We start from the raw sequence: 19,209 nt of genomic DNA on the forward strand, positions 1-19,209 counted from the left end.
CTCGCCGGCGTGGAGGTCGAGACACCGGGCGCAGGCCGTCGAACCGGGCACCGTCACGGGGCCGATCCGCGTGTGACGATCGCCCACTCGTACGACGAGGTGCGTCAGATCGGACCTCACCCACTCTCGGACGACCCGGGGGTCGAGCACGTGCCCGCCGACCAGGACGCCCGTGGCGTGCCGCGGCGGAGCCAGGTCGGCGTCGGCCCGTCGGACGTCGGCACCGCAGGAGCCGAGGAGGCGCGCGACGGCATCGGCGACGGGGCCCGGCCCGCCGACGACGACGGTCGGCGGGACGACCGACCGGGTGTCGCCGCCCAGCGCGGGTCGCAGGCGCTCGACGGAGGCTTCGACCGCGGCGCGATCCAGGCCGAGGTGGGCGACGAGGGTGGGCAGGCCCCCTGCGCCGTGCCCCGCGGCGAGGGCCGCGACCACCCGCTCGTCGAGCCTGCTGACCGGACGCAGGACGAGCGTGGGGCGGTCGACGCCGACCTGGAGGGTCGACGGATCGCGCCAGACGACGGGGATGCGGGGATCGAGGACGAGGGGCATCGTCCGATCATGTCGTGGGGCCGGGGCGGATGAGGAGTTGTCCACAGGTCCGCCCGGGCCCCGGTGACGGTGTCCGTCAGGATCGGGGGGCGTCCTGGTCGGGCCCGGACTCGCCGGGCTCGGTCGCCGAGCCGTCGTCCCCCTCGCGGGGGCGGTCGTCGGTCGTGTCGTCGAGCAGGTCCTGGATCGCCTGGTCGACGTCGTCGAAGGTGGGCTCGTCCGACGTCAGGCGGGCCACGAGGGCCTGCGGGTCGTCGACGTCGGCGCTGGTGGGCACGATGTCCGGGTGCGACCAGAGGTCGTCTCGGCGCTCGGCACCGACGGCGTCGGTCACGGTCTGCCAGAGGATGGCCGCCTCGCGGAGGCGCCGCGGCCGCAGTTCGAGGCCGACCAGGGTGGAGAAGGCCGACTCGGCAGGCCCGCCGGCGGCCCGGCGGCGGCGGACCGTCTCGGCGATCGCCGCGGACTTCGGGAGGCGCGCCGTGGCGTGGGCGGTCACCACGTCGACCCAGCCCTCGATCAGGGCCAGGGTGGTCTCGAGCTGGGCGAGGGCGGCGAGCTGCTCGTCGGTCTTCGGGGGGATGAGGGCCCCGCTCTTCATGGCCTCCTGCAGGTCGCCGGGGTTCGAGGGATCGAAGTCCACCGCGAGTTCTTCGAGCCGGGAGGTGTCGATGCGGATGCCCTGGGCGAACTCGCGGATGGACGAGATGAGGTGCAGGCGCAGCCATCGGGCGTGCCGGAACAGGCGGGCGTGCGCGAGTTCGCGGACCGCCAGGTAGAGCTGGACCTGGTCGGCCTCGATGTCGAGGCCCTCGCCGAAGGCGGCCACGTTCTGGGGGAGCAGCGCCGCCTGCTGTTCGTCGAGGAGCGGGATGCCGACGTCGCCGCCGGACACGACCTCGGTCGAGAGCTGGCCGACGACCTGTCCGAGCTGCATGGCGAAGAGCGTGCCACCGACGCTGCGCATGACCTGGCTGGCCCCGGCGAGCATCGAGCGCATCTCTTCGGGAGCCTGCTCGCTGAGCACGCCGGTCAGGGAGTCCGCGATCGACGTGGCCACGGGCTCGGCGAGCTGGCTCCACACGGGCATGGTGAGACGGGCCCACTCGGCGCGGGTCACGAGACGCGGCGTGGCGGTGAGCTCGGCCACGAACGTGACGTCGTCGAGCCACAGTGCGGCGACGTGGAACGCCTGCTCGAGGGCGGCGGTCTCGGCCGCGGTCGGCACGACGGCGCTCTGGGCGCCCACGGCGGTCGCCTGTTCGGTGGCGATCGACCAGTCGATGCCGTCACCGCTGCTGTTGACGGCGTTCTGCAGCTGACTCATGAGTCGCGCCACGAAGGCCGGGTCGTCGGGCAGCCCGGCGGCCCCGGCGAGCTGCGACGGATCGATCTCGGAACCGCCGGACAGGAACTGCCGCAACATGTCACGGAACTCGTCCTCAGGCCCGCGCGGCGAATCATCGGTCATGCTGACTACGCTAGCTGCTGGCCGCACGAAGATCCTGGGATTCGGCCACCGCTCCGGGGGCGTCGCTCCGCTCGTGGCGAACGCGACCCGCGCCTCCCCGGCCGATCCCGAAAGGACCCTCCGTGGCCTTCTTCACGCCCCCGCGCACCGCCCCCTCGTCAGCACGCCGAGCGAGCAGGTTCGGCTGGCCCCTCCTGGGTGTCGCCGTCGTCTCGGCCGTGGTCCTGAGCCTCCTCCCGGGGCCCTACCTGATCGAACAGCCCGGCCCCGTGTTCGACACCCTGGGCAGTGCCGAGTACGAGGGTTCGTCCCAACCCCTGATCACCGTGTCGGGCCACGAGACCTACCCCACCGCGGGCACCCTCGACCTGCTGACCGTGAGCGTGCAGGGCAACCAGGACGTCCGGCCGGGCTGGGTCGACGTCGTCCGCGCGTGGGCGGACCGTAGCCGTTCGGTCATCCCGGTCGAGGCCGTGTACCCGTCGGGGGTGTCGAACGACCAGGTCGACGAACAGAACGCCGTCGACATGCAGAACTCCCAGAAGTCCGCGATCGCCGCGGCGCTGATCCACGAGGGGTACGCCGTCCCCAGCGCCGTGACCGTCAGCCAGGTCTCCCAGGGGAGCCCTGCCGAGGGCGTCCTGCGCGAGGGAGACGTCCTGGTCAGCGTCAACGGCACCAGTCTCGCCACCGATGCGGACGTGGACGTCCTCCGCGGCCTGGTGGCGGCGAACGGGGCGTCGACGCCGGCGGAGGTGGTCCTCGAACGCGCGGGGACGAGCATGACCGAGCAGGTGACCCCGCAAGAAGTCGACGGCACGCCGCTCCTCGGGGTCGGGGTCAGCGTGGACTACACGTATCCCTTCGACGTCACGCTCAAGCTCGACCAGGTCGGCGGACCGAGTGCCGGCATGATGTTCGCGCTCGGCATCATCGACAAGACGACACCGGGGGAGCTCACCGGCGGCGCGAAGGTCGCCGGCACGGGCACGATCACGGCCTCGGGCGAGGTGGGTGCCATCGGCGGCATCCGACAGAAGCTCTACGGTGCTCGCGACGCCGGGGCGACCGTCTTCCTGGCGCCGTCCACGAACTGCTCCGAGGTCGTCGGGAACGTGCCCTCCGGGCTGGACGTCTACTCGGTCGCCACGTTGGACGATGCGGTCACGGCGCTCGAGACGGTCGCGGACGGCGGCGACACGTCGTCCCTGGCCACCTGCACGGCCGGTCGATAGCGTTCGTGCAGCCCGCGCAAAGCTGAGAAGGGGACGCTGAGTCGGCCAGGCTCGACACGTAGGATGGCCGTCCACGTCCCCGTCAGCCAGGAGTCCACCCTTGACGTCACCCGCATCGTCGCGAACCGCACGACGCTCGCCCCGATTGCCCGTCCTGGTCACGGTGGCCGTCCTCGCCGCCCTGGTCATCGCCTTCTTCATCTTCTCGTCGCTGCTGACCGACTACCTCTGGTACCAGCAGCTCGGGTTCACGGGAGTGCTCACGACACAGTGGATCTCCCGCCTCGTGATGTTCGCGGTGGGCTTCGTGGCCATGGCGGTGCCGGTGTACGTCAGCATCGAGGTGGCCTTCCGGTTCCGGCCGGTGTACGCCAAGTTGAACTCCCAGCTCGACCGCTACCAGCAGGTCATCGAGCCCCTGCGTCGGGCCGTCGTCATCGGCGTCCCCGCCGTCCTCGGCCTCTTCGCCGGCATCGCCACGTCGACGCAGTGGCAGACCGTCCTCGAGTGGATCAACCGCACCCCCTTCGGTCAGACCGACGCGCAGTTCGGGCTCGACATCGGGTTCTACGTCTTCGAGCTGCCGCTCTACCAGGCCGTGGTCGGCTTCGCCTCGGCCGTCGTGCTCATCGCCGGCATCGCCGCCGTCGCGACCAGCTACCTCTACGGTGCCCTGCGCTTCACCGGTCGCGAGGTGCGCATCTCGAAGGTCGCGCGCATCCAGTTGGCCGTCACGGCCGCCGTCTACCTGCTCCTCCAGGGCGTGAGCCTCTGGCTCGACCAGTACGCGACCCTGTCCGACGGAACGAACAAGCTCCTCACGGGTGCCACGTACACCGACGTCAACGCGGGCATCCCCGGCAAGCAGATCCTGGCCGGCATCGCGGTGGTCGTGGCCGTCCTGTTCATCGTGACCGCGATCGTCGGCCGCTGGCGCCTCCCGGTCATCGGTACGGCCGCGCTCATCATCATCAGCATCATCGTCGGGGGCATCTACCCCTGGATCGTCCAGCGCTTCACGGTCGAGCCCAGCGAGCGGACGGTCGAGTCGCCGTACATCGAGCGCAACATCCAGGCGACGCGTGAGGCGTACGGCGTGGCCGACGTCGAAGAGCAGACCTACGATGCGAAGTCCGACGCCGAGGCCGGCGCCCTGGCCGGTGACGCCGTCACCACCGCGAACATCCGCATCATCGACCCCGCACTCGTGACCGACGCCTTCGCCCAGCTGCAGCAGTACCGCCAGTACTACAGCTTCCCCGAGCAGCTCGCGGTCGACCGGTACACCATCGACGGCAACGTGCAGGACACCGTCATCGCCGTGCGCGAGCTGAACACCTCCCAGCTCGGCAACTCGGCGACCCCCTACAACACGACCTTCGTCTACACGCACGGCTACGGCGTGGTGGCGGCCTACGGCAACCAGCGGTCGGCGGACGGCCAGCCGGTCTTCCTCGAGTCCGGCATCCCGGTGACGGGCGCCCTGGGCGACGCCGGCGACTACGAACCGCGAATCTACTTCGGCCAGGAGTCGCCCACCTACTCGATCGTGGGTGGCGACGGCGGCAACGACATCGAGCTCGACTACCCGTCGGGCAGCAACGACAACGGCACCAACGAGACGACGACCTTCGAGGGCGACGGTGGGCCCAAGCTCGACAACGTCTTCAAGAAGCTCATCTACGCCATCAAGTTCCAGTCCGAGCAGATCTTCCTGTCCGACGCGGTGAACGACCAGTCGCAGATCCTCTACGACCGTGACCCCACCGAGCGCGTCCAGAAGGTCGCTCCCTACCTCACCATCGACAGCGCGCCGTACCCCTCCGTCGTCGACGGCAAGGTCGTCTGGATCGTCGACGGCTACACCACGACCAACGAGTACCCGTACTCGAAGCCGCAGGCGTTGTCCGACGCGATCGCCGACACGTACAACGACCGCCCGGTGTACGCCTCGAACAACATCAACTACATCCGCAACTCGGTGAAGGCCACTGTCGACGCGTACGACGGCTCGGTCAAGCTCTACGCGTGGGACACCAGCGACCCCATCCTGCAGACCTACGACAAGATCTTCCCCTCCACGCTGTCGCCGCTGAGCGACATGTCGGCCGAACTGCTCCAGCACGTCCGCTACCCGCAGGACATGTTCAAGGTGCAGCGGGCGATCCTCGGCACGTACCACGTGACGGACGCCGACTCGTTCTACTCGAGCGACGACGCGTGGGTCACGCCCAACGAGCCGACGAGCAACGCCCAGAACCCGCCGTTGCAGCCTCCGTACTACCTGACGCTGCAGCTGCCCGATCAAGACCCTGCGTTCTCGATCTACTCGACGTACATCCCGCAACAGTCGGGTGAGAACGCCCGGAACGTCCTGACGGGCTATCTCGCGGCGAATGCCGATGCCGGTTCGACGCCGGGCGAGATCTCGTCGGACTACGGCAAGCTGACGCTCCTGGCCCTGCCGCGCACCGACACGCTGCCCGGTCCCGGACAGGTGCAGAACAACTTCAACACCGACACGGCCGTGGCCAACCAGCTCGCTCTCCTCACCCGGGGTGATACGAGCGTCGTCCGAGGCAACCTGCTGACCCTGCCGGTCGGCGGTGGTCTGCTCTACGTCCAGCCGATCTACGTGAAGTCGAACTCCGAGACGTCGTACCCGGTCCTGCAGCGCATCCTGGTCTCGTTCGGAGACAAGATCGCCTTCGAGGACACCCTCGACGGCGCCCTCGACTCGCTGTTCGGTGGCAACTCGGGTGCGACCGCCGGAGACAACGGCGTTCCGACCACGGGTGACGGGACCGACGGCACCGGCACCGGCACCGGCGACGGAGCGACCGACGGTGGCACGGCGACCCCCGACACCGGCGGCACCGGGTCGGGTACCGACAACGCGGCGCTCGACCAGGCCCTGGCCGACGCTCAGCAGGCCCTGACCGACCGTGCCGCGGCCTACGCCGACAACGACCTGGTCGCGGCGGCGGAAGCCGACACGCGCCTCCAGACCGCCCTCGAGGACGCGGTCGCCGCCAGCGGTCAGTAGGCCCGACCGGTGTGACGTCGACCCCCCTTCCGGCATGCCGGGAGGGGGGTTCGTCGTCGATCAGGCGTCGTGGGTGCCTCTTCCGGTGGCCCGATTGGACGGGGGCCGAACGGCGTGCTAGAGTCATTTCTTGTGCCGCGGGGTGGAGCAGTTCGGTAGCTCGCTGGGCTCATAACCCAGAGGTCGTAGGTTCAAATCCTGCCCCCGCAACAAGAACGAAGAAGGCCCCGGTCGAATGACCGGGGCCTTCTTCATGTCCCCGTGCGCGTGATCGGGTCTGTGCCCCGGCCGCCGATCATGCCAAGGTTGAGGCATGTCGAGACTCCGGGTGGTCATCGCGCCCGATTCGTTCAAGGGAACCCTCGGCGCACCAGAGGTGGCGGCAGCACTCGCCGCCGGCTGGTCACGATCACGGCCGGACGACGTCGTCGTCACCCTGCCCTTGGCGGACGGTGGCGAGGGCACCCTCGACGCGTTCGAGCGGGCGTGCCCCGGGAGCGTCCGCCACGAGAGCGTCGTGGAGGGCCCTGACGGCCGCCGGGTCGACGCCCCCTGGCTCACGCTGCCCGACGGCACGGCCGTCGTCGAGCTCGCCTCGTCCTGCGGGCTCGGCCTGCTGAGCTCGCCTGCGCCGCACGACGCGAACACCCGCGGCCTGGGTGGCGTCATCCGTGCGGCCGTCGACGCCGGAGCCACCCGGCTCGTCGTCGGCCTCGGAGGCAGCGCGTCGACGGACGGGGGAGCGGGCGCTCTGACGATCCTCGGTGCCCGCATCGTGGATTCCCTGGGGGAGCCCGTCGCCTCGGGCAACCACGGCCTCACGACAGCCGCCCGAGTCGATCTGTCGGGTCTCATCGCCCTCCCGCCCGACGGCGTCACGCTGTTGGTCGACGTCGACAGCCCCCTGCTCGGTCCCGACGGTGCCGCGGCCGTGTTCGGGCCGCAGAAAGGTGCCTCCGTCGACGACGTCCTCGCACTCGAGCAGGGGCTCGAGCGTTTCGCGAGCCTCGTCGACGTCGATCCCACGACGCCCGGGGCCGGGGCCGCAGGAGGAACGGGTTTCGGTCTGCTCGCCTGGGGTGCCCGTCTGCAACCCGGAGCGGTCGCCGTCGCCGAGACGGTCCGTCTCGCCGAGGCCCTGGCCCACGGTGACGTCGTCGTCACGGGAGAAGGATCGTTCGACGGTCAGACCGCCGCCGGGAAGACCGTGTCGCTCGTGCGTCGGATGGCCGACGCCGTCGGAGTACCGGTCGTCCTCGTCGCCGGTGCGGTCGACGCGCCTGCGGACGGCTTCGTCGACGTCGTCTCGACCACGCAGATGGCCGGGGGCGTCGCCGAGTCCACGACCCGCGCCTCCTACTGGGTGGGCGAGGCCGCCGCCCAGGTGGCGGGGCGGTGGGCGCGATGACCACCGGCAGGACGCCCGAGGTCGTCGTCGCGGTCGTGCAGACCGCGCCCGGCGACGACCCGGCGCGCAACCGGCGGACCATCACGGACCTCACCGAGGAGGCGGTCCGCCGCGGAGCACAGGTGGTGGTCTTCCCCGAGTACTCGTCGTATTTTTCCCCCGACCTGGGCCCGGCGTACCTCGAGGCCGCGGAACCCACGGACGGGCCCTTCGTGCGCCACCTGACCGCGCTGGCCGACCGGCTCGGCGTCGTGGTCGTCGCCGGCCTCGTCGCCGTCTCGCCCGACCCGGCCCGGTTCGAGAACCTGCTCGTGGCCGTGGCGCCCGGTCGGGGCGTCGTCGCCCGCTACTCGAAGCAGCACCTCTACGACGCGTTCGGCGGGAAGGAGTCCCGGTGGATCGTGCCGGGCCCGTTGGCCGTCGCCGCGACCTTCGAGGTCGGCGGGCTCGTCTTCGGTCTGCAGACCTGCTACGACCTGCGGTTCCCCGAGGTCACGCGGACGCTCGTCGACGCCGGGGCCGACGTCGTCCTGATGCCGGCCGAATGGGTGCGCGGGCCGCTCAAGCAGCACCACTGGACGACCCTCCTGACCGCTCGTGCGCTCGAGAACACCGTGTACGTCGCCGCCGCGGACCACGCACCGCCGATCGGCGTGGGCTGCAGCACGATCGTCGACCCGACGGGCGTGGCCGTCGCCTCGGTCGGGGACGAGGTCGACGTCATGGCAGTGGCCAGGGTCTCGGCCGACCGGATCGCCGCCGTGCGGCGCCTGAACCCGTCCCTGGCCCTGCGTCGGTACGACGTGGTCCCGCGCCGCGTGGGGGCCGGCGAGACCTCCTCGGAGCGCTCAGACCGAGAGTGACGCGAGTCGGGCCGCGGCCTGCTCGAGCACCTCGACGCGCTTGCAGAAGGCGAAGCGGACGAGGGACGACTGCTCGACGGCGAGCGCGGGGTGGCAGAAGGCGCTGATCGGCAACCCGACGACTCCGACCGATTCCGGGAGGCGCCGGCAGAGCTCGGCCGCGTCGTCGAACCCCAACGGAGCGGCGTCGGCGACCACGAAGTACGAGCCGCGGCTCGCGCGCACCGCGAAGCCGGCCCGACGCAGCCCGTCCGACAGCACGTCTCGCTTGTGGGCCAGCGTGCGAGCGATCCCGTCGAAGTAGGCGTCGGGAAGTCCGAGTCCGACGGCGATCGCGGGCTGGAAGACCGAGCCGTTCACGAAGGTCAGGTACTGCTTGACGGCGACGATGCGGTCGACGAGGTCGGCCGGACCGGTCAGCCAGCCGATCTTCCACCCCGTCGTGTTGAAGGTCTTGCCTCCCGACGAGATGCTGATCGTCCGGGCCGCCGCCCCGGGCAGGGTGGCGAACGGCACGTGTGCCGCTCCGTCGAAGAGCAGGTGCTCGTAGACCTCGTCGGTCACGACGAGCGCGTCGTGCTCGACGGCGAGTTCGAGCAGGAGGCGCCTGGTCGCGTCGTCGAGGACGCTGCCCGTGGGGTTGTGCGGGTCGTTCAGCACGACGAGACGGGTGCGCGGTCCGAAGGCCCGTCGGAGTTCGTCCGGGTCGACGACCGAGTCCGGACCCCGGAGCGGGACGGTGACGTGGACGCCGCCCGCGAGCCCGATGACGGCTCCGTACGCATCGTAGAAGGGCTCGAGCGTCACCACCTCGTCACCGCGGTCGACGAAGGCCAGGATCGTGGCCGCCAGCGCCTCGGTCGCCCCCGCGGTCACGAGCACCTCGCGTCGCGGATCGAGGTCGATGCCGTAGAACCGCCTCTGGTGGGCGGCGACGGCGTCGAGGAGGACGGGCATGCCCCGGCCCGGCGGGTACTGGTTGAGGCCCGAGCGCAGTGCCTCGTGCGCCGCCTCGAGGACCTCGACCGGGCCGTCCTCGTCGGGGTATCCCTGCCCGAGGTTGATGCTGTCCGTCGCCGTGGCGAGCGCCGACATCTCGGCGAAGATGGTCGGGGCGAGTCGACCGGAGGCATCGAGGAGCATGGCGCCGCTCGCCGCGCGTTGCCAGGGTGCTTGAGGAGTCATGATCCCGTCACCGTAGCCGCGGAGGAGGGGCTCGGGGGAGGTCCCGTCCAGCCCCCGCATAAGCTGGGCGCAGTCCGCTCACAGGCTCGCCGTATGATCCGCCCAGCTTGGGCGACCAAGCTGTCAGGGCTTGGAAGGAGCACCATGACCGACACCCCCCGCCACGACGACGCCGACGACGGCGCACCGCGCACGCCCGAGGGCACCGCCGACGGTTCGCAGGGCGTCCCGGGCACCGACCGGGCCACGAACGACGGTGCCCAGCCCACGACGCCGTACCCGGCGGACCAGGGCGTCACCTACGGTGCTCCGCCTCTCCCCGGCAGCACGCCGCGCGCCGGCGAGTTCGAGTCCGGCCCCGACGGGCGCCGGAACGACGACTCGCAGCCTCGACCCGGCTCGTTCCCGCATCCGTCGTCTCACCAGCAGGCGGGTCCCTACCAGCAGCCCGGTTCGTACCAGCAGACGGGTTCGTACCAGCAGGCCGGGGACCCTCAGCAGCCCGGTCCCTACCAGCAGCCCGGTTCGTATCAGCAACCCGGGTCGTACCAGCAGCCGTCCTCCTACCAGCAGCCCGGTTCGTACCAGCAGGCCGGGACCGACCCCTATCGGCAGCCTGACTCCGACCCGTCGGCGTTCGCGTACGACACGACGAACTCGTACGCGGCGGCTGGTTGGCAGGCGCCTGCGGAGAAACCGAAGAAGAGCCGGCGTGGTGCGGGGTCCGTCGCGGCGGCCCTCCTGGTCGGCGTCCTCGTCGGAGGCGCGGCGGGCGGCGGCGTCGCCGCGGTGCTGTCCCGCGACTCCGGGGCCGGCGTCTCGGCCACGGGTCAGTCGCGAGACCTGACGGTCAACGACTACGACGACGCGACGGTCGTCACGGCGGTGGCGGCGAAGGCCACGAAGTCGGTCGTCACGATCAACGTGACGGCGGGCGAGTCCGGCGGCACCGGCTCGGGCGTCATCCTGAGCGACGACGGCTACATCGTCACGAACACGCACGTCGTCACCCTCGACGGGGCGAGTGCGTCGGGTTCCGTCACCGTCACGCTCAGCGACGGCAGCATCCTGCCGGCCGAGGTCGTTGGCCTCGACCCCACCGTCGACCTCGCCGTGCTGAAGGTCGACGCGACCGGGCTCACCCCCATCGACTTCGCCGACTCGTCGGAGCTGAACGTCGGCGACACCGCCGTGGCCATCGGCGCACCGCTCGGTCTGTCGAACACGGTGACCGACGGCATCGTCTCGACCCTCAACCGCAGCATCACCGTGCAGTCCTCGGCCGCCCCGACGGACGGCAGCGACCAGGGCCAGCAGAACGACAACAACGGCCAGGGGCCCTTCTCCTTCAACAACGGCGACGGCGGCACGCAGAACCAGGCCAGCTCGGTCATCTCGCTGCCGGTAATCCAGACCGACGCGTCCATCAACCCGGGCAACTCGGGCGGTGCGCTGCTCGACTCGCAAGGAGAGCTGATCGGCCTCAACGTCGCCATCGCCAGTTCCGGAGAATCGTCCGGCAGCATCGGCGTCGGGTTCTCGGTGCCGTCGAACCTCGTGCAGCGCGTCGCCAAAGAGATCATGGCGAACGGAAAGGCCAGCCACGGCCTCCTCGGCGCCAGCGTGAACGACGCCACGAGCGACGCGGCCGCCACCCGGGTCGGGGCGCTCATCGTCCAGCTCAGCCCCGGTGGTGCGGCGCAGAACGCCGGCCTGCGGCAGGGCGACGTCGTGACCGAGTTCAACGGCGTGCCGATCAGCGACCGGACGGACCTCACGGCGCAGGTCCGGTTCCTCGCCGGTGGCGCGACGGCCGACCTCACCTACGTCCGGGACGGGAAGACCGACACCACGAAGGTGACCCTCGACACCCTGACCTCCTGAGGCTCTGTCCGGTCGGTGCGGCGGGGTGGGGACGCGACGGCGTCCCGACGGGGGTCGGGACGCGACGGCGTCCCGGCCCCCGTTGGCGTGTTGCTAAGCTCGCCACGATCCCTGCGGCCGTCCGCAGTCCCGACCCGCGCCTCCCCGGCGCTCACGAGCCCGAGGAACGCGATCCATGCAAGCAGGCGACGCCACCCGACCCGGTGTCTCGTACGTCATGCCCGTCCTCAACGAAGAGCACGAGATCCGGGCGGCGGTCGAGAGCCTGCTCGACCAGGACTACGAAGGCCCGTTCGAGGTGATCCTGGCCCTCGGTCCGAGCGTCGACCGCACGAACGAGGTCGTGGCCGAGATGTCGGCGGCCGACCCGCGTGTCCGCAGCATCCCCAACCCCGTCGGTTCGACGCCTGCCGGGCTCAACGTGGCCATCCGGGCTTCGGTCCACCCCGTCACGGTCCGCGTCGACGCCCACTCGGTGCTGCCTCGCGACTACACGCGCATCGCGGTCGAGACCCTCGAACGCAGCGGGGCCGACAACGTGGGCGGCATCATGGCCGCCGTCGGGCGCACCCCCTTCGAGAAGGCCGTCGCCCGCGCCTACGGCAGTCGGGTCGGCCTCGGTGGGACGCCGCACCACGTCGGTGGGGCCGAGGGGCCGACCGACACGGCTTACCTGGGGGTGTTCCTGCGGCACCGTCTGATCGAGGTCGGCCTCTTCGACGAGGGCGTCAAGCGCGGTCAGGACTGGGAGCTCAACCGCCGGCTCCGGGCCACGGGCGGCATTGTCTGGTTCACCCCTCGGCTCGTGGTGACCTACCGTCCGCGACCGAGCCTGCGCAAGCTGGCGCGCCAGTTCGTCGCCACCGGGCTCTGGCGGGGTGAACTGGCCCGACGCTTCCCCAAGGCGAACACCGTGCGGTACCTGGTCCCTCCCGCCATGGTGCTCGGCGTGGCGCTCGGCCTGGTGGTCGGCCTGACCGGCCTGGTCGGCCTCGCCCTCGGCACCGCCCTCGGGTGGGCCACGCTCGCCCTCGTCGTACCCGGTGTCTACGTGGTCTTCGTGCTCGCGGCCGCTCTGCTCGCCGCCCGCGGCGACGACCTCCGCACCCGGCTCTGGTTTCTCGTAGTCTTGCCTTCCATCCACTTCGGGTGGGGCGTCGGCTTCGTGCTCGGCTTCCTCGACCTCACGAAGAACATCACCGCCCAGACCGGAAGGTAGCCGCCGATGACCGCGCTGCCCACCAGACCGAGCTCGATCGCCGAGCTGCGACGCGTCGCCCAGCCGCCCGAGGTGCGCAGCCGCGCGAACGCCGAGCACTGGACGGCCTCCCTGTACCTGCGCGACGTCTCGCCCTACCTGACCTGGTGGCTGCTCAAGACCAGCGTCTCGGCGAACGGCGTGACCGGGTTGATGATCCTCGTCGGCTGGTGCACCGCCCTGTCGCTGCTCGTGCCGGGCATCACCGGTGCCCTGCTCGCCCTCGTGCTGGGCCAGCTGCAGATGCTCGTCGACTGCTGCGACGGCGAGGTGGCCCGCTGGCGCGGAACGAGTTCGCCGGCCGGGGTCTTCCTCGACAAGGTCGGCCACTACTCGACCGAGGCGCTCATCCCGATCGTGCTGGGCGTCCGTGCCGCCGGGTTCCCCTTCGAGACCCCGGAGGACTTCCTCTGGACGACCGCCGGCTTCGCCCTGGCCCTCGTGATCGTGCTCAACAAGGCCCTCAACGACATGGTCCACGTCGCCCGGGCGAACGCGGGCCTCGCCCGGCTCGAAGACAAACGAGGAGGCGCGACCCAACCGAGCGGGCGCCTCCTGTCCCGACTGCGCAGCGCCGCGCGCTTCGTGCCGTTCCATCGGCTGTACCACTCGGTCGAGCTGACCATGCTCGTCTTCCTGGCCGCGATCGTCGGCCTCGTCGTGGGCGGTGTCACCGCCGACCGCGTCCTGCTCGTCGCCCTGCTCCCGTTGTCGGTGCTGGCGTTGGTCGGCCACTTCGTCGCCATCATGGCGTCGAAGCGGGTGCGCTCCTGAGCGAGGTCCGGCCCCGGGTCGGAGTCGTGAGCCTGACCCAGGGGCGACGTCCGCGCGACCTGGCTCGGGGGTTGGCCACGATGCTGGCCCAGCGCGACGTCGAGCTGGACGTCGTCTGCGTGGTGAACGGACGAGACGCCGCGACCGCCGAGGTCGAGGTCCCGTCCGGGGTCCGCCTGCTCGAACTCGCCGAGAACGTGGGCATCCCCGCCGGCCGCAACCGGGGAGCCGAAGCGGTCTCGGGCGAGTGGATCTTCTTCCTCGACGACGACGCGAGCCTGCCCTCCGAGCGGTTCCTCGCCGACGCCGTCGCGTTGATGCGGGCCCGACCCGAGATCGGGCTCCTGCAGCCGCGGGTCGTGGACCCCGACGGCGCCGCGAACCCCCGCCGCTGGACGCCTCGACTGCGCAAGGGCGACCCTCGCCGCTCGAGCGACGTGTTCTCCGTCTGGGAGGGGGCCACACTGCTGCCGCGCGACGTCTTCGACGCCTGCGCCGGCTGGGGGGAGCCGTACTTCTACGCGCACGAGGGCATCGAGCTGGCGTGGCGGGTCTGGGCCCAGGGCAGGCGCACCTGGTACGAGGGCTCGCTCGTGGCGAACCACCCGGCCATCGACCCGGCGCGGCACGCCGACTACTACCGTCTGAACGCCCGGAACCGGGTCTGGCTGGCCAAGCGCAACCTGCCCTGGCCGTTGGTCCCCGTCTACGTCGCCTCCTGGACGGGGGTCCAGCTGCTGCGCTGGGCACGCACCCCGCAGCGCCTGCGGCCCTGGTTCGCGGGCTGGGTGGAGGGGTGGCGAGAGGCGCCGGGCGGTCGACGCTCCATCGGTTGGGTAACGGTCCTCCGCATGTCCAGGGCCGGTCGACCTCCGGTCCTCTAGGCTTTCCGGGGTCCGGCGCCGATCGGGTGACGGACCGACCCGAGGAGGGCATGTGCCGCTGACCCGAGACCTGGGGCTCGCCTGGAGCCTCGCCCGCCGGGCCGTCCGTTCCCGCAGCAGTCGACGTCGGCTGGAGCGCGACCCGCGGGTCGCGGTGACGCCGGCTCCGGGCACCGTGCGCGTCGCCGTGTACTTCGCCGACACGGCCGTCAACATGTACCAGATCCGCCAGTGGTACGCGCCTCTCGCCCACCTGGCCGAGACCTTCCCCGTCGCCATCGTCGTCCGTTCGCCGGGCACCATGGTGACCATGCTCGACGAAAGCCCGGTACCGCTGGTCTACGCCCGCAAGGTGGCCGACCTCGAGGACTTCGTCGCCGCTCAGCCGCTGGCCCTGACCCTGTACGTCAACCAGAACGCCAAGAACTTCCAGATGATGCGGTACGGCCGCATGTGGCACGTCTTCGTCAACCACGGCGAGAGCGACAAGATGTACATGACGACGAACCAGTTCAAGGCCTACGACTACGCCTTCGTCGCGGGCGACGCCGCCAAGGACCGCCTCGCCGCCAAGCTCTGGGACTACGACCTAGAGAAGCGCGCCGTGCCCATCGGACGCCCGCAGGCCGACCACTTCTCGGGCGAGGTGCCCTACCCCGACGACGACCGCCTCGTCGTGCTCTACGCCCCGACCTGGGAGGGTGACCGTCCCGCGGCCGCGTACGGGTCGATCGCGACGCACGGCCTCGCCCTCGTCAGGGCCCTGCTGGCCTCGGGGCGTCACCGGGTCGTCTACCGGGCGCATCCGCGGAGCGGCGTGCTCGATCCCGAGTACCGGCGAGCGCACGAGGCGATCATCCGGGCCCTCGGCGAGGCGAACGCGCGTGATCCCGACGCCCACCACGTCCACGACGTGGGGCCCGAGCTCGGCTGGCAACTGGCGGCGGCCGACGTCGCCGTGACCGACATCTCGGCGATGGTCTACGACCGCCTCGCCACGGGCCGTCCCCTCGTCGTGACCCGTCCGGTCGCCGTCGAGGCCGACGTCGACGAATCGGGCTACCTCGGTGACGCCGAGTGGTTGACGGCCGATGGTGCGGGCGACATCGTCGCCCTCGTCGATCGGGTCGTCGACGATCCGGAGGCGCGGGGTCGCCTCGAGCACTGGGTCCGGCGTCACTTCGGTGACACGTCGCCCGGAGCGGCCACGCATCGGTTCGAGAGCGCGGTGGCGCGCCTCGTGCAGCTGCGTGACGACTACGCGGCGCGCCGGCCGTCGATCGACGACCCACGTTCGACCGGTTCGGCGGGCGACGCCGACCAGGAGGCTGGCGACGCGGAGGCGTCCGACCTCTGACCCCCGGCACCAGACTCGGGGGGTCTGGGGCACCAGGGCTTTCATGTCTCGGTGCCGTGGACTCTGGATGTCAGACGCTGAGCAGCGTATCCATGAGGCATGCCTGAACCGACGTCCGCCGCCGCCCGCCTCTTCGGAGAACGCATCCGTGACGAGCGTCTGCGCCTCGGGCTGAGCCAGGACGAGGTGGCGCACCTGGCGGGCATGAACGTGTCCAACTACGGAAAGATCGAGCGCGGCATCGGCAACCCCGTGTTGCACACGATCGTCCGTCTCGCCGTCGTGCTCGGGGTCGACCCGGGCGTGCTGGTCACCGACCTCGGGGCCGATCACCTGCCGCCCGTCCTCGAGGCCTTCACGGCTGCGGACTACGTCGCCGAGAGACGCGCTCGGCTCAGCAGCTGACCCGCCACCTCACGGGAAGGGCTCGTCGGCCAGGGTTCCGTCGACCAGGCTCAGAAACTGAACCGCCAGAGGTACTCGTCGCCGCCGGGCCGGAACCATCGCACGACGGCGATCGCACTCCGGCTCAGTTCGACGCCCAGCACGCAGAGGTCGACGGACTGGGCGGGGTCGAGACGGGTGGTCGCGACGGGGACGAGGAGCCCGGTGCCCACGAGGGTGACCCTGACGCCCGTCACGGTCTCGGGGGAGTCGTTGACCAGCCGGTAGACGCGGGGTGCGCGGGAGCGGTCGAGGCTGAAGGGGACGGTGTAGGCAAGGGTCGACGTCGTCATGTCGTCGACCCTAGGAGCGACCGACGCGGGTCGACGCGCGTTCTTGTGGACGACGGCTGACTGGGGAGGACCCGTCGCGGGACGGGTCGCCGCCTCACTCGAGGCCCGCATGGCCGCCTCGCGGACGCCGGGTCGCCCTGGCGAGGGGAACGGTCAGAGCGACAGGTCGAGGGGGAATTCGGCAGGGGCCGCACCGAACGCCGTGCGGGCCGTCGTGACGACCTTGCGTCCGAGGAGGTGGTTGCCCGTCCCTCCCACGACGGCACCGATGCCGAACGGAAGGGCCCTGCCGAGGACCGAAGCCCCCTGCGACGCGGCGAACCGTCGGATGAACTGCTTGCGGATCGTGTCGGTCAGGCCGCTCATGGCCGCCTTGGGGAGTTTCGAGGTCACGAGCTCACCCCAGAACGCTGTCCTGGCCGGGGCCGTCCCCATGGCCTCGCCCGCGAACTGTCGGACGAGGCTGGCACCCGGGCCGCCGAGCAGCATCGCCATGACGAGGGCCCGGGCGCGGTCGGGGTCCGAGACGGCGATGCCGTGGACCTCGGTCACGGACTGCGCGAAGAGGGCGCTCGCCTCGAGGAAGCCCGCGGTCTCGACACCCGAGAGGGCCAACGACACGCCCCAGCCGACACCGGGGATCACGGCGCTGGCCCCGACGGCGGCCCCGCCGGTCGTCACCGCGGCGAGGTACTCGCGTTCGAGGATGGTGATCAGCTTCTGTGGCGTCGCCTTCTTGTGCCGACGGCGCAGCGTGGCGACGTGCTTGACGACCACCGGACGTTGTACGGCCAGCAGCTTGTCGAGACGGCGCACCCAGGCGGTGTCCTCGGACCTGTCGGGCGCGGACGTCTGGTAGTGGTACTCCGTCGAGTTCCCGGCGTCACGGGCGACGAGTCGTCCGTCCGCCGTCGAGGCGTCGTGGTCGGGGCTGTGGGGCTGACTGCGTTCGGGCACGCCTCGACCCTACGCCGAGGGGCGGGGAGGGTGATCGGTGGCGTACCGGGCCAGGGCGTCGTCGAGTGGGCCGTCGAACACCAGGGCGCCCTTGTCGAGGTAGAGGCCCCGTCGGCAGAACCGTTTGAGGTCGCGTTCGTTGTGCGACACGAGGAAGAGCGTCCGACCGTCGGCGAGCATCTCGCCGATCCGGGCGTAGCACTTCTCACGGAACGCCTTGTCGCCCACGGCGAGCACCTCGTCGACCAGCACGACGGGCTCCTCGAGCCGCGAGATGACGGCGAACGCGATGCGGACCTTCATTCCGCTCGAGAGGTGTTTGTAGGGCGTGTCGACGAAGTCGCCGATCTCGGCGAACTCGATGATCTCGTCGAAGCGCCGGTCGATCTCGGGGCGGGACATGCCGTGCAGGCCGGCGGTCAGGTACACGTTCTCCCGGACGGTGAGGTCGGCGACGAAGCCACCGGTGATCTCGATGAGCGGCGCGACGCCGCCCGTCACCTCGACGGTGCCGGTGTCGGGCAGGATCACCTCGGCCACCAGCTTCAGCAACGTCGACTTGCCCTGGCCGTTGCGTCCCACGACGCCGATGGCCTCGCCCGGCTGCACCTCGAAGCTGATGTCGCGCAGGGCCCAGAACTCGCCCGGCCGGGACCGCCTGCCGCTGTCGGCGAAGAGGTCCTTGAACGACCGTCGGCCACGTCGGTTGCGGCGGAAGCGGATGCCGACCCCGTCGACGCGGATCACGGGGCGAGGTCCGGCGACGGTCATCAGATCTCCTTCAGGACGGCACGTTCGCTGGCTCGGAAGACGAGCAGCCCGACCGCCAGGACCACGACGCACACGCCTCCGCCGACCAGCACCTCGGTGAGGTCGAACTGTTCCGGGAAGAACGCCGACCGGTAGAGGCCGAAGATGCCGCTCAACGGGTTGAACGCCGCCAGCAGGTGGAGGCTCTCGGGGAGGTCCTGGGTGCCGTAGATGATGGGCGAGGCGTAGAAGGCGAACCGGAGGGCGAGCTTCGTGGCGCGCTCCAGGTCGCGGAAGAACACGACGAGCGGCGCGACGATCAGCCCCACCCCGGCGACGAGCACGGTCTGCATGACCATGGCCAGGGGGAAGAACACCACCTGCCACTGCAGGTGCGCGCCGCCCACGACGGCGAACAAGGCCAGGACGGGAAGGCTGAGGGTGAACTCGATGCCCTTCGAGCCGACGAGCCGGAACACCCAGATCGTCCGGGGGATCTTGGTCGACCGGACGAGCTTCGCCTCGCGGATGAACGCCCGGGTGCTGTCGGACACCGCCCCGTTGAACCACATCCAGGGCAGGAGGCCCGAGAGCAGGAAGACGATGTACGGCTCGTCGCCGACCGACCGCTTGAAGACGACCGAGAAGACGAAGAAGTAGATGCCCGACATGACGAGCGGGTCGAGGATCGACCAGAAGTAGCCGAGCTTCGACGTCGAGTACCGGACCTTGAGGTCGCGGCTCGTCAGCAGCCACAGCGTCTGTCGGTACCGCGCGAAGCCGCTACGACGGGGCCGTTCGGCCAGGTCAGTGCTCACGGACGTCCTTCTCGTTCAGGACACCAGGCA

General features: G+C 70.7%; 17 protein-coding genes and 1 tRNA gene. 12 read left to right on the forward strand and 6 right to left on the reverse strand.

Annotation, left to right across the window (positions count from 1 at the left end; all coding sequences use genetic code 11):
• The first annotated feature begins 72 nt into the window (after positions 1 to 72).
• Positions 73 to 585 (forward strand): hypothetical protein, encoded by a 513-nt coding sequence (locus ACIOSR_RS07745; RefSeq protein ID WP_402752288.1) that lies wholly within the window; start codon positions 73 to 75, stop codon positions 583 to 585.
• A gap of 43 nt (positions 586 to 628) precedes the next feature.
• Here the strand turns inward: ACIOSR_RS07745 and ACIOSR_RS07750 are convergent, their stop codons facing one another.
• Positions 629 to 2,023, reverse strand: a complete 1,395-nt coding sequence (locus tag ACIOSR_RS07750) for a zinc-dependent metalloprotease (RefSeq protein ID WP_402752289.1) — start codon at positions 2,021 to 2,023, stop codon at positions 629 to 631.
• A gap of 122 nt (positions 2,024 to 2,145) precedes the next feature.
• On the opposite strand from ACIOSR_RS07750, the gene ACIOSR_RS07755 reads away from it, so the two are divergent.
• The 5 genes from ACIOSR_RS07755 (at position 2,146) to ACIOSR_RS07775 (ending at position 8,575) form a co-directional block, all read left to right on the forward strand.
• A complete protein-coding gene (locus ACIOSR_RS07755) occupies positions 2,146 to 3,258 on the forward strand; it encodes a PDZ domain-containing protein (RefSeq protein WP_056048623.1) in 1,113 nt (370 codons plus the stop codon).
• 154 nt (positions 3,259 to 3,412) lie between these two features.
• The gene (locus tag ACIOSR_RS07760) at positions 3,413 to 6,304 is read left to right on the forward strand and encodes a UPF0182 family protein (RefSeq protein WP_056049181.1); all 2,892 of its coding nucleotides are present in this window, start codon (positions 3,413 to 3,415) and stop codon (positions 6,302 to 6,304) included.
• A 136-nt stretch (positions 6,305 to 6,440) separates the two neighbouring features.
• Positions 6,441 to 6,514, forward strand: a tRNA-Met gene (locus ACIOSR_RS07765).
• A 103-nt stretch (positions 6,515 to 6,617) separates the two neighbouring features.
• Positions 6,618 to 7,712 (forward strand): glycerate kinase, encoded by a 1,095-nt coding sequence (locus ACIOSR_RS07770; RefSeq protein WP_402752290.1) that lies wholly within the window; start codon positions 6,618 to 6,620, stop codon positions 7,710 to 7,712.
• Positions 7,709 to 8,575 (forward strand): carbon-nitrogen hydrolase family protein, encoded by an 867-nt coding sequence (locus ACIOSR_RS07775; RefSeq protein ID WP_402752291.1) that lies wholly within the window; start codon positions 7,709 to 7,711, stop codon positions 8,573 to 8,575. Before ACIOSR_RS07770 ends, ACIOSR_RS07775 begins: the two co-directional genes overlap by 4 nt.
• Here the strand turns inward: ACIOSR_RS07775 and ACIOSR_RS07780 are convergent.
• Positions 8,561 to 9,760 (reverse strand): aminotransferase class I/II-fold pyridoxal phosphate-dependent enzyme, encoded by a 1,200-nt coding sequence (locus ACIOSR_RS07780; RefSeq protein WP_402752292.1) that lies wholly within the window; start codon positions 9,758 to 9,760, stop codon positions 8,561 to 8,563. The two genes, ACIOSR_RS07775 and ACIOSR_RS07780, sit on opposite strands and share 15 nt — an antisense overlap.
• Positions 9,761 to 9,904: 144 nt before the next feature.
• On the opposite strand from ACIOSR_RS07780, the gene ACIOSR_RS07785 reads away from it, so the two are divergent.
• The 6 genes from ACIOSR_RS07785 (at position 9,905) to ACIOSR_RS07810 (ending at position 16,322) form a co-directional block, all read left to right on the forward strand.
• Entirely contained in the window at positions 9,905 to 11,644 is a 1,740-nt protein-coding gene (locus tag ACIOSR_RS07785; RefSeq protein ID WP_402752293.1) for a trypsin-like peptidase domain-containing protein, read from the forward strand.
• A 175-nt stretch (positions 11,645 to 11,819) separates the two neighbouring features.
• Positions 11,820 to 12,863 (forward strand): glycosyltransferase family 2 protein, encoded by a 1,044-nt coding sequence (locus ACIOSR_RS07790; RefSeq protein ID WP_200412308.1) that lies wholly within the window; start codon positions 11,820 to 11,822, stop codon positions 12,861 to 12,863.
• Positions 12,864 to 12,869: 6 nt separating this feature from the next.
• Entirely contained in the window at positions 12,870 to 13,676 is an 807-nt protein-coding gene (locus ACIOSR_RS07795; RefSeq protein ID WP_192122727.1) for a CDP-alcohol phosphatidyltransferase family protein, read from the forward strand.
• Entirely contained in the window at positions 13,673 to 14,560 is an 888-nt protein-coding gene (locus ACIOSR_RS07800) for a glycosyltransferase family 2 protein (RefSeq protein WP_402752489.1), read from the forward strand. The genes ACIOSR_RS07795 and ACIOSR_RS07800 overlap by 4 nt, the downstream gene beginning before the upstream one ends.
• A 52-nt stretch (positions 14,561 to 14,612) precedes the next feature.
• On the forward strand, positions 14,613 to 15,917 hold the full coding sequence (locus ACIOSR_RS07805) for a CDP-glycerol glycerophosphotransferase family protein (protein WP_402752294.1): 1,305 nt from the start codon (positions 14,613 to 14,615) through the stop codon (positions 15,915 to 15,917).
• Positions 15,918 to 16,016: 99 nt separating this feature from the next.
• Positions 16,017 to 16,322: a helix-turn-helix domain-containing protein gene (locus tag ACIOSR_RS07810; RefSeq protein WP_056048603.1), complete on the forward strand. Its 306-nt coding sequence runs from the start codon at positions 16,017 to 16,019 to the stop codon at positions 16,320 to 16,322.
• A gap of 50 nt (positions 16,323 to 16,372) precedes the next feature.
• Here the strand turns inward: ACIOSR_RS07810 and ACIOSR_RS07815 are convergent, their stop codons facing one another.
• From ACIOSR_RS07815 to ACIOSR_RS07830, 4 genes are all read right to left on the reverse strand, one after another.
• Entirely contained in the window at positions 16,373 to 16,654 is a 282-nt protein-coding gene (locus tag ACIOSR_RS07815; RefSeq protein WP_200412305.1) for a hypothetical protein, read from the reverse strand.
• A gap of 153 nt (positions 16,655 to 16,807) precedes the next feature.
• Positions 16,808 to 17,611 carry an EcsC family protein gene (locus ACIOSR_RS07820; protein ID WP_235452818.1) on the reverse strand — a complete coding sequence of 268 codons (804 nt, stop codon included), beginning with the start codon at positions 17,609 to 17,611 and terminating at the stop codon, positions 16,808 to 16,810.
• A 9-nt stretch (positions 17,612 to 17,620) separates the two neighbouring features.
• Positions 17,621 to 18,382, reverse strand: coding sequence for an ABC transporter ATP-binding protein (locus tag ACIOSR_RS07825; RefSeq protein ID WP_123571534.1), 762 nt, complete (start codon positions 18,380 to 18,382; stop codon positions 17,621 to 17,623).
• Complete coding sequence (locus ACIOSR_RS07830) at positions 18,382 to 19,179, reverse strand: ABC transporter permease (protein WP_173152684.1); 798 nt, start codon at positions 19,177 to 19,179, stop codon at positions 18,382 to 18,384. Before ACIOSR_RS07830 ends, ACIOSR_RS07825 begins: the two co-directional genes overlap by 1 nt.
• Positions 19,180 to 19,209: the final 30 nt, after the last annotated feature.

It is taken from the genome of Frigoribacterium sp. NPDC087798, assembly GCF_044742985.1.
In the GTDB taxonomy this organism is placed as follows: Bacteria; Actinomycetota; Actinomycetes; order Actinomycetales; family Microbacteriaceae; genus Frigoribacterium.

What these genes read in the sequence shown, in the direction of transcription:
- ACIOSR_RS07750 (WP_402752289.1), bottom strand. Translation starts at nt 2,023, where the DNA reads ATGACCGATGATTCGCCGCGCGGGCCTGAGGACGAGTTCCGTGACATG.
- ACIOSR_RS07770 (WP_402752290.1), top strand. Translation starts at nt 6,618, where the DNA reads ATGTCGAGACTCCGGGTGGTCATCGCGCCCGATTCGTTCAAGGGAACC.
- ACIOSR_RS07775 (WP_402752291.1), top strand. Translation starts at nt 7,709, where the DNA reads ATGACCACCGGCAGGACGCCCGAGGTCGTCGTCGCGGTCGTGCAGACC.
- ACIOSR_RS07780 (WP_402752292.1), bottom strand. Translation starts at nt 9,760, where the DNA reads ATGACTCCTCAAGCACCCTGGCAACGCGCGGCGAGCGGCGCCATGCTC.
- ACIOSR_RS07785 (WP_402752293.1), top strand. Translation starts at nt 9,905, where the DNA reads ATGACCGACACCCCCCGCCACGACGACGCCGACGACGGCGCACCGCGC.
- ACIOSR_RS07790 (WP_200412308.1), top strand. Translation starts at nt 11,820, where the DNA reads ATGCAAGCAGGCGACGCCACCCGACCCGGTGTCTCGTACGTCATGCCC.
- ACIOSR_RS07795 (WP_192122727.1), top strand. Translation starts at nt 12,870, where the DNA reads ATGACCGCGCTGCCCACCAGACCGAGCTCGATCGCCGAGCTGCGACGC.
- ACIOSR_RS07810 (WP_056048603.1), top strand. Translation starts at nt 16,017, where the DNA reads ATGCCTGAACCGACGTCCGCCGCCGCCCGCCTCTTCGGAGAACGCATC.
- ACIOSR_RS07815 (WP_200412305.1), bottom strand. Translation starts at nt 16,654, where the DNA reads ATGACGACGTCGACCCTTGCCTACACCGTCCCCTTCAGCCTCGACCGC.
- ACIOSR_RS07825 (WP_123571534.1), bottom strand. Translation starts at nt 18,382, where the DNA reads ATGACCGTCGCCGGACCTCGCCCCGTGATCCGCGTCGACGGGGTCGGC.